The sequence below is a fragment of the Micromonospora sp. DT48 genome (genome assembly GCF_049844495.1).
GTDB lineage: Bacteria > Actinomycetota > Actinomycetes > Mycobacteriales > Micromonosporaceae > Micromonospora.
In genome coordinates, this window is record NZ_JBNCLE010000002.1 from 112,108 (window position 1) to 123,254 (window position 11,147).

General features: G+C 69.0%; 9 protein-coding genes. 1 reads left to right on the forward strand and 8 read right to left on the reverse strand.

Annotated features, from left to right (window positions below; genetic code table 11):
• Positions 1–64 precede the first annotated feature (64 nt).
• From ACLQ2S_RS00645 to ACLQ2S_RS00680, 8 genes are all read right to left on the reverse strand, one after another.
• A complete protein-coding gene (locus ACLQ2S_RS00645) occupies positions 65–1,075 on the reverse strand; it encodes an ABC transporter ATP-binding protein (RefSeq protein ID WP_155214615.1) in 1,011 nt (336 codons plus the stop codon).
• Positions 1,068–2,105, reverse strand: a complete 1,038-nt coding sequence (locus ACLQ2S_RS00650) for an ABC transporter ATP-binding protein (RefSeq protein WP_155214614.1) — start codon at positions 2,103–2,105, stop codon at positions 1,068–1,070. Before ACLQ2S_RS00650 ends, ACLQ2S_RS00645 begins: the two co-directional genes overlap by 8 nt.
• 84 nt (positions 2,106–2,189) lie before the next feature.
• On the reverse strand, positions 2,190–3,128 hold the full coding sequence (locus ACLQ2S_RS00655) for an ABC transporter permease (RefSeq protein WP_155214613.1): 939 nt from the start codon (positions 3,126–3,128) through the stop codon (positions 2,190–2,192).
• A 72-nt stretch (positions 3,129–3,200) separates the two neighbouring features.
• Entirely contained in the window at positions 3,201–4,211 is a 1,011-nt protein-coding gene (locus tag ACLQ2S_RS00660) for an ABC transporter permease (protein WP_155214612.1), read from the reverse strand.
• 99 nt (positions 4,212–4,310) lie between these two features.
• The gene (locus tag ACLQ2S_RS00665) at positions 4,311–5,945 is read right to left on the reverse strand and encodes a peptide ABC transporter substrate-binding protein (protein WP_155214611.1); all 1,635 of its coding nucleotides are present in this window, start codon (positions 5,943–5,945) and stop codon (positions 4,311–4,313) included.
• A 414-nt stretch (positions 5,946–6,359) separates the two neighbouring features.
• Positions 6,360–7,544, reverse strand: coding sequence for a thioester domain-containing protein (locus ACLQ2S_RS00670; protein WP_155214610.1), 1,185 nt, complete (start codon positions 7,542–7,544; stop codon positions 6,360–6,362).
• A gap of 177 nt (positions 7,545–7,721) precedes the next feature.
• Positions 7,722–8,408: a response regulator gene (locus tag ACLQ2S_RS00675; protein WP_155214609.1), complete on the reverse strand. Its 687-nt coding sequence runs from the start codon at positions 8,406–8,408 to the stop codon at positions 7,722–7,724.
• On the reverse strand, positions 8,408–9,673 hold the full coding sequence (locus tag ACLQ2S_RS00680; protein ID WP_155214896.1) for an ATP-binding protein: 1,266 nt from the start codon (positions 9,671–9,673) through the stop codon (positions 8,408–8,410). Before ACLQ2S_RS00680 ends, ACLQ2S_RS00675 begins: the two co-directional genes overlap by 1 nt.
• Before the next feature lie 170 nt (positions 9,674–9,843).
• Between ACLQ2S_RS00680 and ACLQ2S_RS00685 the strand changes: the two genes are divergently transcribed.
• The coding region (locus ACLQ2S_RS00685; RefSeq protein ID WP_425700912.1) for a PspC domain-containing protein at positions 9,844–11,147 on the forward strand (1,304 nt) is incomplete at its 3' end.

Here is an 11,147-nt window from a genome sequence, read left to right on the forward strand (position 1 = left end):
AGGAGGCACTACCTTCACCGCCGCTCCCGGTACGGATGGACGGGAGCCGACGGCGTCTGTGGGGCTACTCCGTCGCGTGCACGACGTCGCGTACCTCGGCGAAGTGGCAGGCGCTCGGGTGGCCCGACTTGTCGCGGGTCACCAGCTGCGGCTCCTGCTCGGCGCAGATGTCCTGGGCCTTCCAGCACCGGGTACGGAAGCGGCAGCCCGAGGGCGGGTTGGCCGGCGACGGCACGTCACCGGTGAGCACGATCTGGTCGCGGTGCCCACGCAGCTTCGGGTCCGGCACCGGTACCGCCGACAGCAGTGCCTGCGTGTACGGGTGGGTCGGCTTGTCGTAGATCTCGTCCTCGGTGCCGATCTCGATGATCTTGCCGAGGTACATCACCGCGACCCGGTCGGCGATGTGCCGGACCACCGACAGGTCGTGGGCGATGAAGATGTACGACAGCCCGAGTTCCGCCTGGAGCTTCTCCAGCAGGTTGATCACCTGGGCCTGGATGGAGACGTCCAGCGCGGAGACCGGCTCGTCACACAGGATGATCTCCGGGTTGAGCGCCAGCGCGCGGGCGATGCCGATGCGCTGCCGCTGGCCGCCGGAGAACTGGTGCGGGTACCGGTTGATGTGGTCGGGGTTGAGGCCGACCAGGTCCAGCAGTTCCTGCACCTTGGCCCGCCGCTTACCCTTCGGCACCACGTCCGGGTGCACCTCGAACGGCTCGCCGATGATGTCACCGACGGTCATTCGGGGGTTCAGCGAGGTGTACGGGTCCTGCATCACCAGCTGGATGTTGCGCCGGCCCCGACGTCGCTCCTCGGCACCGACGTTGGACATGTTCTTGCCCTGCACGAACAGGTCACCGGAGGTCGGCTTCTCCAGCCCCACCAGCATCCGCGCCAGCGTCGACTTGCCGCAGCCGGACTCGCCCACGATGCCGAGCGTCTCGCCCCGCCTCAGTTGCAGGTTGACCCCGTCGACCGCCCGAACCGCACCGTACTGCTTCTTGAACACGATGCCCCGAGTCAGCGGGAAGTGCTTCACCAGGTCGCGGGTCTCCAGCACGACGTCACTCATCGCCCTTGACCTCCTTCCAGAAGTGGCAGGCGGCCGTCCGACTCGACGACACCTGGTACAGCGGTGGCGCCGGGTCCTTCCGGCAGACCTCCTGCGCGTACCGGCACCGGGGGTTGAAGGCGCAGCCCGGCGGGATGTTGGTCAACATCGGCGGCAGGCCCTTGATGGCGCTGAGCTCGTGACCCTTGAGGTCCAGCCGCGGGATCGACTCCAGCAGACCCTTGGTGTACGGGTGCGCCGGGCTGGCGTAGATGTCCTCCACGCCGGCCTCCTCGATGACCCGGCCCGCGTACATGACGGAGATCCGGTCCGCGACGTCGGCCACCACACCCATGTCGTGGGTGATCAGCACCAGACCCATGTTCCGTTCCCGCTGCAACTCGGCGAGCAACGTCATGATCTGCGCCTGCACGGTCACGTCCAACGCGGTGGTCGGCTCGTCGGCGATCAGGACCTCGGGGTCGAGCGCCAGCGCCATGGCGATCATGACGCGCTGCCGCATACCACCCGAGAACTGGTGCGGATAGTCGTTGACCCGCTGCTTGGCCGCCGGGATCTTGACCAGGTCCAGCAGCTCCACGGCGCGGGCCTTGGAGTCCTTGCGGGACATGCCCCGATGCTTACGGAACAGCTCGGCGAGCTGGAACCCGACGGTGAAGACCGGGTTCAGCGCGGAGAGCGCGTCCTGGAAGATCATCGCGATCCGGTTCGCGCGCACCTTGCGGCGCTCCGACTCCGGCAGCTTGAGCAGGTCCACACCCCGGTAGAGGACCTCCCCACCGGTGATGTACCCGGGCGGGGTGTCCAGGATGCCCATGATCGCCTGAGCGGTCACGCTCTTGCCGCAACCCGACTCACCGAGGATCGCCCGGGTCTCGCCCGCCCGCAGGTCGAAGCTCACCCCGTTGACGGCGTGCGCGACGCCGTTACGGGTGCGGAACTCCACGTGCAGGTCCTTGACCTGCAAGGGCAACGCGTCCGGGTCGGCGCCCGCCAACGCGTCCATCTTGACGTTCACATCAGTGCTCATGGTGGCGCTCCGCTCGCTCCGTGCCCTCATGAGGCACCGTCGCCCTTTGCTGATGATTCGCTCGCCGAGACTCGCTCATCGGACTCACCGGAACTTCGGGTCGAGGGCGTCACGCAGGGCGTCACCCATGAGGATGAAGGAGAGCACCGTGCCGACCAGCAGGCCACAGGGGAAGAGCAGCAGCCACGGATCCTCCAGGAAGTAGACCTGGTGGACCGAGATCATGATTCCCCACGACTGTGCCGGTGGCTGGAGCCCGACACCGAGGAAGGTCAGCGTGGCCTCCGCGGCGACGAACGAGCCGAGCACGATGGTGGCGTAGACCAGCATCGGTGCGATCGCGTTCGGCAGGATGTGCCGGAACATCAGCCGCGAGTTACGCGCCCCGACCGCCTTGGCGGCGTGCACGTAGTCCAGATCCTTGGACGAGATGACGCTACCCCGGATGATCCGGGCGATGGTCGGCCACGCCAGCAGAAACAGCACCGCGGTGATGGTCCAGATGTTCTGCCGCTTGATCACGGTGAGGAACACGATCGCACCGAGCAGGAACGGCAGCGAGAAGAAGATGTCCATCACCCGGGAGATGACCGCGTCGACCCAGCCGCCGTAGTAGCCGGCGAGCAGACCGAGCAGGCCACCGAAGAGCACGATGCCACCGGTCGCCATCACCGCGATCACCATCGAGGGGCGAGCCCCGTAGATGGCGTGCGAGTAGTAGTCACAACCCAGGATGTCGTACCCGAAGGGGTGCTCCCAACTCGGGGAGATCCGGGACCGGTCGGTGCTGCACGCCCGCGGATCCTGGCTGGTCCACAGCTTCGGGAAGGCCGCCATCGAGCCGACCATGAGGACGTAGAGGGACGCGATCACGAAGACCGGGTCGCGGAGCAGTTGCCGTCGGGCGTCCGCCCACAGGCTGGCGCTGCGCTCCGAGGTACCGCCCGGTGCGTCAGCCGCGGGGCCGTCACCGCCCACCGGTGCACCGCCGACGGCGGTGCCCGCGCTCGTCAGATCACTCATGTCCACACCTCGTTTCGCTCCACCCGGCCAACAGGAACGGTCGGAAGACCAGCGTCCGCCACCGTGGTTCGGTCACTCATAGCGGATCCTCGGGTCGAGCACGGCGTAGAGCAGGTCGACCAACAGGTTGGCGAGCAGGACGACCAGCACCAGCATGGTCACCACACCGACCACCACCGAGGACTCGCCGCCACGCGCCGCCATCGTCACCAGTCGGCCGATGCCCGGGACGTTGAAGATGGTCTCGGTGACCACCGCGCCGGCCATCGCGGAGCCGATGTCGACACCGAGGAAGGTGATCACGGGGATCAGCGAGTTGCGGAGCGTGTGCACGCCGATGACGCGCTTGTTGGTCAGTCCCTTGGCCTTGGCGGTGCGGACGTAGTCGGCCCGGACGTTCTCCATGATGCTGGTCCGGGTGAGCCGAGCCGTCGTCGCCAGCGAGACCGCGCCGAGCACCATGCCCGGGATCAGCAAACTGGCGAACGGATAGTCGGGCTTGAAACCGGGCGTGAAGACGCCAACGGAGATCAGGTCTGGAATCCAGTCCTGGCCGCGCAGTATGTTGCCGAACTTGACCCCGACGAACTCCCGGACCACGACGCCCAGCACGAAGATCGGCACCGAGATGATGAACACCGTGCTGATCTTCACCAGGTAGTCGACGAAGCTACCGCCACGCAGACCCGCCAGCACACCGGCCGCGATGCCGACGACCGCCTCGAACACGATCGCGATCACCAGCAATTTGAGGGTGAACGGAATGGCGTCGGCGACCAGGTCGGTGACCTCTCGCTGACGCAGGTTCACGCCGAAGTCAAAGTGCAGGAAAATGTTCTGCAAACGATCGATGAAGAGCCCGAAGCAGGGATTGCCCCGCTGGCTCAGGCAGGGGTCGCTGTAACCGAGCCGCTCGGTGATCGCCTGCAACAGGGCGGGCGGTGGCGTCCGGTCCCCGAACAGCGCTCGAACCGGGTTCCCGCTGAACTGAATCGCCAGCGAGGTCATGTAGTGCAGAAGGAACATGGTGCCCAGCACGGTGGGGATGAACTGGAGCAACCGTCGAATGACGTAGCGCCCCATGACGGGGTCTCCTCTCGGCGCTGACGTGGCGGCAACGATCACCCTGTTGGGTCACCGTTGCCGCCACGTCGTATTACGGCAGGATCAGGAGTCTGAAGCTCAGTTCTGCTTCAGCGAAATCGCACCGTAGTCGGCGTCCGAGACGGCGTTCCAGACGAACTGGTCCACGTTCTCGCTGTAGACCGCACCGACCTTGTTGAACCACATCGGGATGACCGGCAGGTCCTCGCCCAGGATGTCCTCGGCCTGCTGGTAGAACGGCAGCGCAGCCTGGATCGAGTCGGCCGAGTCACCCTGCTTCAGCAGGGCGTCGAAATCGGGGTTGGTGTACAGGGAGTTGTTGCTACCGGCACCGGTGCCGTACAGCGGGTACAGGTAGGTCTCCAGGAACGGGTAGTCCGGGCCCCAACCGAGGCGGAACGGACCGGTGAACTTCTTCTTGTCCGCGGTGTCAAGGTACTCCGGGAACTGCAGGTTCACCTTGAGCTCGTAGTCGATGCCCAGCGCCTCGCGGATCTGGTCACCGACCGCCTGCAGCCACTGGTCGTGGCCGGCACCGGCGTTGGCCCACAGGGTCAGCTTCTTGCCGGCCGGCCAGCCGCCAGCCTCGGCGAGCAGCTGCTTGGCCTTCTCGACGTCCTTGGTGCAGTACTTGCAGACACCCTCACGGGCACCCTCGAAGGTCGGGGCCACGAAGCCCGTAGCCGGGGTGAACCGGCCGTCGAAGACCGCGTCGATGATCGACTGGCGGTCGATCGACAGCGACAGCGCCTGGCGGATCCGCTTGTCCTTGAAGTCGTCCTGGTACAGCGGCATGCCGACGTAGGTGAAGCTGTCACCCGGCAGCTCGTACATCCGGTCGCCGTACTGCGCCTTGGCCTCCTTGTAGCGGGCCGGCGGCAGGGTGTACATGACGTCCAGTTCACCAGCCTGGAAGGCGGAGTAGCCGGCGTCGACGTCGGCGAAGATCCGGTACTCGATCCGGTCCGGCTTGCCGGGCTCGCCCTTCCAGCTGTCGCTGCGGACGACGTTGATGGCGACGTTGTGCTGCCAGCTGCCGTCCATCTTGTAGGGGCCGTTACCGATCGGCTTCTCGTTGCACGCCGCGATGTCGTCGACGCACGCCTGGGCCATCGGGAAGAAGCCGGGGTAACCGATCGTGGTCGGGAAGCCGGAGAACGGCTCCTCCAGCTCGACGGTGAAGGTCAGGTCGTCGACCTTCTTCAGGCCGGAGAGCTCCTTGGCCTTCGGCTCCGGAGCCTTCTTCGGGCCGTCGCCGTCCGGGTCCTCGGACTGGACGTCCTTGATGCCGGCGATCCGCTTCATGAAGTAGCCGTTGTTCTGGGCGTTCGGCGCGTAAGCGGCGAAGTTCCAGGAACGGATGAAGGCGTCGGCGTTGACCGGCTCGCCGTTGTCGAAGACGTAGCCGCTCTTGAGCTTGATCGTCCAGAGCTTCTGGTCGTCCGACTCGACCGACTCGGCCAGGTCCATCTCGACGGCGGAGGTCTCGGCGTTGTACTTGACCAGACCGCGGAAGAGCTGCCGGATCACGTACAGCGACGGCTCGTCGTCACCACCGGACGGGGTCAGGAACGCAGGCTCCGACGCGTAAACGCGAAGCGTGCCGCCGGCCTGACCGGCCGAGTCGTTGTCGTCGCTACCGCCGCTACAAGCGGTGGCCAACATGGCGGTGGCGGTCGCCGCGACCGCCACCTTTAGGAATTTCCCGCGCATGGGAGTGCCTCCTCAGGGCGCTCGGCTCACGAGGGGGTTGTGAGGTGCCTGCAACTGTGACACCCGATGCGCCCAGGCGGGAAGGCGTGTTATCAACCCGATACCCGCCCGGGACGGTGCCGACATCGACCCGCAGCCGCCTCTCCGGCACCCCGGAGGCATGGTATGAGCTGCTCGTCAACCGCATTTCCACGCTCAGCCGAAGTCCGGGCGGCGAGGTCGACGCCCCCGGCGTCTCCCGGTGGAGCATCGACGTGAATCCCACCACTCTCTGCGATGCTACCCGAAAGTACGAGCCTGATTCCAGACCAGCGGCCGATCGTGGCCGGATGGATCCCCTGCGCCCGGAGACGACCCGACCCCGGATCCGCGTGGTGCGGGGATCCGGGGTCGGGTCGGGTTACGGCTTGGCGATCAGGCGGTGAAGTGGACCCTGCGCCGACGCAGCACCAGAACGGTGACCGCGCCCGCGAGCAGGAGCACCAACCCGACGCCGATCGCGGTGACGATCGGCGCGCCGGTCAGCGGCAGACCACCGTCGTTCGAGGCGGGCGAGGTGGACGGCGCCGGGTTCGACGGCGACTCCTCGGGGGCGCTCGGCGACGGGGAGTCCGCCGGAGAGGACGGGCTCGGCTGCGGCGTGCTGGTCTCGGGGCTGCTCGGCTGCGGGGACGGTGCCGCGGTGAAGTCGGCGGACGCCTCGGCGGTCACCGTGGCGCCGGTGCTGCCACCGAGGATGAGCTTCTGCGCCGCCTTGGTGCCGGTGTAGAGGAAGACCCGGCCGAAGGAGACCGAATCGGCGGCGGACGCGGTCACCCGGACCTCGCCGGTCCCCTCGGCGGTGAGCCAGAACTGGCCCCCGTTGCCGATGGTGGTCACCGGCGCGCCCTCGGCGTCGACGGCCGTACCGCCGGCCACCGCCAGGGTGATCTCGCCCGCTGGACCCTTCACGGTGAAGGGACCGGCCTTCTCGCCGACCGTCGCGGTCGCCGTGGCCGGGTCGATGCTCAACTCGGCCCTCGGCTCGGGCTCGTCGGTGGCGTTCGCGATCAGGTAGTCGTGGACCTTCTTAATCACGTCGTACTTTTCCTTGCTGACCAGATCGCGTCCCGCGACCCAGTCACCGAGCACGATGCCGTCGCTGAAGTGCCACACCGCGGTCTGCGTGCCGAAGTAGAGCAGGTTGCCGCGGTCCTTCTCACTCGTCCCGTCCGGCACGGTGGCACCGGCGGCGGCCAGCAGCGCATCAGGGTCGGCGTTGGGGTGACCGTGGGTGAGCACCCACTGGACCTTCGCGAGGTTCTTCACCTGGGACTCGTCCCAGGTGCCCTCCTGGTAGGTGCCGTCGATGGCGACGTTGGTGTGGTAGTCGATGCAGAAGGCCGGGACGCGCTTGCCCTTGATCTCGATGGCCAGCGCGGAGGCCTGCTTGGCCTTGCCGTTGAGCAGGAGCTTGACGCTGCTACCCGACACCGACTTCGCCACGCCGGTGGCCGGGGCTTCGGCGGCGGCCGGGGCGGCGACACCAAGCGCCAGCGCGCCGCCGGTGACGGCGGCGAGCGCGATCCGCGCCCAACGCCGTCCTCGTTGTCCGATCATGAGTGTTGTGCACCTCTCGGGCAGGGAGTGACCCGCGTACGCGCGGGCGGTCGAAGTCGCCGTTCCCGCGGGATGAGCGGCATCCGCACGCAGGGAAGGCGAGGGGCATTATCAATCGCGACTTGATCAAAAGTCACGCCCCTGGGACCGCTTGGTCACATATGCCAGAAAGGTCGCTTACACCAGGCGTCGATCCGCTGCCCAGCGGGACAGCTCGTACCGGTTGGACATCTGGAGCTTGCGCAACACGTTGGAGACGTGCGTCTCGACCGTCTTGATCGAGATGTACAGCTCCCGGGCGATCTCCTTGTACGCGTACCCCCGGGCGAGCAGCCGCAGCACCTCGCGTTCCCGGTTGGTGAGCTGGTCCAACTCCGGGTCGGCGACCGGTGCGTCCGGGCGGGCCGCGAAGGCGTCCAGCACGAAGCCGGCCAGGCGCGGGCTGAACACCGCGTCGCCGTCGGCCACCCGTCGGATCGCGGCGGCCAACTCGTCCGGTGAGATGGTCTTGGTGACATAGCCCCGGGCACCGGCCCGGATCAGCCCGATCACGTCCTCGGCGGCGTCGGAGACGCTGAGCGCCAGGAACCGCACCTGGGGATGGGTACGCCGCATCGCCTCCAGCACGGCCCGACCGCCGCCGTCGGGCATGTGCACGTCGAGCAGGACCACGTCCGGTCCGGTGGCCGCGATCCGGTTGACCGCCTCGGACACCGTGCTCGCCTCGCCCACCACCTCGACGTGCGCGCCGAGTTCGGCGCGTACCCCCGCTCGGAACATGGCGTGGTCGTCGACCAGGAACACCCGCAGCCGCCCGGGCCCGGTGCCTTCCGGTTCGACAGGTCGCGTCGACTGCTCGGCCATCATCTGTCCCTCTCCGCCGTGGTCGAGTCCCGGGAGATCGGCAGGATCAACCGGACCTCGGTCCCCTCTCCAGGCCGGGAGCGGATCTCCGCCCGGCCGCCGTGCCGCTTCATCCGCCCGACGATCGAGCCCCGGACACCGTGCCGATGGTCTTCCACCGTATCCGGGTCGAACCCGACACCCCGATCCCGCACGAAGACGCTCACCTGTTCCGGCTCGACCTCCGCGTAGAGCGAGACGGTCTGCACACCCGCGTGCCGGGCGGCGTTGACCAGCGCCTCACGGGCCGCCGCCACCAGCGCACCGACCCGCTCGTCGGTCTCCCGGTCGCCGACGACGACCGCCTCGACCGTCATCGCATAGGTGTCCTCCACCTCGGCCGCGGCCTGTTCCAGCGCGGCGGCGAGGCGTTCGGTGGGTGACGCGGTGGGCTTGTAGAGCCAGTTGCGCAGGGAGCGCTCCTGGCCCCGAGCGAGCCGCTGCACGGTCTTGACGTCACTGGCGTTGCGTTGGATCAACGCGAGGGTGTGCAGCACCTGGTCGTGCACCATGGCCGCCAACTCGGCCCGCTCCTGCTCGCGGATGCGGCCCTCGCGCTCCGAGCGGAGCTGGTTCCAGGTACGCCAGAGCACCGGCGCGGCCACCACACCGACCCCGGCCAGACCGACCAGTGCGAAGATCACGCCGTTGAGCACGGCGTCGAGATTCTGCGCCGGGGAGTAGACCGCGGCCACGCCGATGATGCCGACCGCGACCAGCACCCCACCGCCGACGAACCGGAGCACGAACGCCCGCCGGTCGCTCTCCTCTATCACCGCGCCGAGCCACGGTACGGGCAGCGACTCGCCCCACTGGCGTCGCCGCTCGGGCGTGGACTGGTGCCAGATCACACCGGCGCCGACCGCGATGATGGCGACCAGCCAGCCCGCTGTGCCGGCCGCGCCGACCGAGTCGAAGACCATCACCTGGATCAGCAGCACACCGAGCCCGATGGCCACGAAGGGCAGCAACTGGCCGACGTCGCGCCGAGGCGGTACGGCGGTGTCACCGGGCCGCAGCGGCACCACCGCCCAGAAGGCCGCGTAGAGCAGCAGACCCAACCCGCTGAGTCCGAGCAGCACCATGAAGGCGATCCGGACCCGGACCACCGGGACTCCGAGGTGCTCGGCGATGCCGGCGGCCACCCCGGCGGCCATCCGGTGCTCCGGCGCGCGGTAGAGGCGGGGTGGTTGGCTGACGCTGCTGATCGTGAGCTCCCTGGTCAGGACGGGCGGGCCGGACAGGAGGCGAGGTTCCGGCGTCGAACCGATCGTCACACGCGGTGCGGCCGCCCGACCACGGGGACGCCCCGGACATTCGGGTCGGCAGGATCTCAGGGTGGGGTCAGGGTCGCCGCCGGAGGACGTTCGGGCGTCCGGCGCAGCAGGATCGAGACATGACCGACGACGCTGCCCAGCCGGACCGGCCGGGGTCGACCGCACCGGAGCCGACACCTCCGGCGGCCACCCGGCCGGACGTACCCGAATCCCCCGGGGCCGGGGCGGACGACCTGGCCGCACCGGCCGGTGGGCGGCCACCCGCCGACGGCACCGTGTGGGACGACGCGCCGCCCGGCGTCGCCGCCGGGCCGACCAGCGGCGAGGCCGTCTGGGGGGCCGGCACCGCGCCACCATCCGCCGGGCCGGGGGGGCCGGGCGGACCAGGTGGACCGGGCTGGCCCGGCCCCGGCGGGCCGGGCGCACCACCACCGCCGCCGGGTGGACCGGGCGGGCCACCGCCGGGCGGTCCGGGTGCCTCGTCCGGTGGTGCCGGCTTCACCTCGCGGTACGGACTGGTCCGGCCCCGGGACGGCCGTTACCTGGCAGGCGTCTGCGCTGCCGTCGGCCGGGCCACCAACACCGACCCCGTGCTCTGGCGGGTGTTGCTGGCGGTCCTGGGCTTCTTCGGCGGCGTCGGCATCCTGGTCTACGTCGCCGCGTGGCTGATCATCCCCGGGGAGGGTGACAGCGCCTCGCCCGTCGAGTCCATGCTGGGCCGGGGACGGTCCAGCATGTCGCCGGTCACCGTGATCGTCCTCAGCGTGGTGGTCGCGGTGGGCTTCGGTTTCGTCGTCACCGACGCCTTCCGCGCGGTACTGCTCGGCGCGGCCATCCTGGTCGGCGGTGCGCTGCTGCTCAACCGTCAGCAGCGCGAGACGCAGCCCGGTCCGACAGGGACCGTGCCCGGACCACCGGGTGCGGAAGTCCCCCCGAGCCCACCCCCACCACCCGGCCCGGTGCCACCGGTCAGCTATCCCGGGCCGACCGCCTACCCGGTGCCCTATCCGGGGTTCGGCCGGACCGCGACCGTAACGCCACCCGCGTTCCATCCACCCGGCACGGCGTACGGCGTGCCCCCGGCGCCGCCCGCGCCGTCGACACCGCCCGTGCCGTCGGCACCCGGCGAGCCTGAGGAGCCCACCATGCAACTGCCGCCGACGCCGCCGTGGCCGACCAGCGCCGCCCCGGCGGGCCCACCGTCCGCCCCGTCGACCTACCGTCCCCCGTTCGCCCCACACGGTCCCTACGCCGGGCCACCGAAGGTGGCTCCGCCGCCACCGCCCCGGCCGAAACCGCCCCGCAAACCCCGGGAGCGATCGGCCCTGGGCGCGGTGACCTTCTCGTTGATCTTCGTCGCGTTGGGGCTGGTCGGTGTTCTCGACCTGCTGGACGTCTTCGGGATCGGCGCGTCGGCCTACTT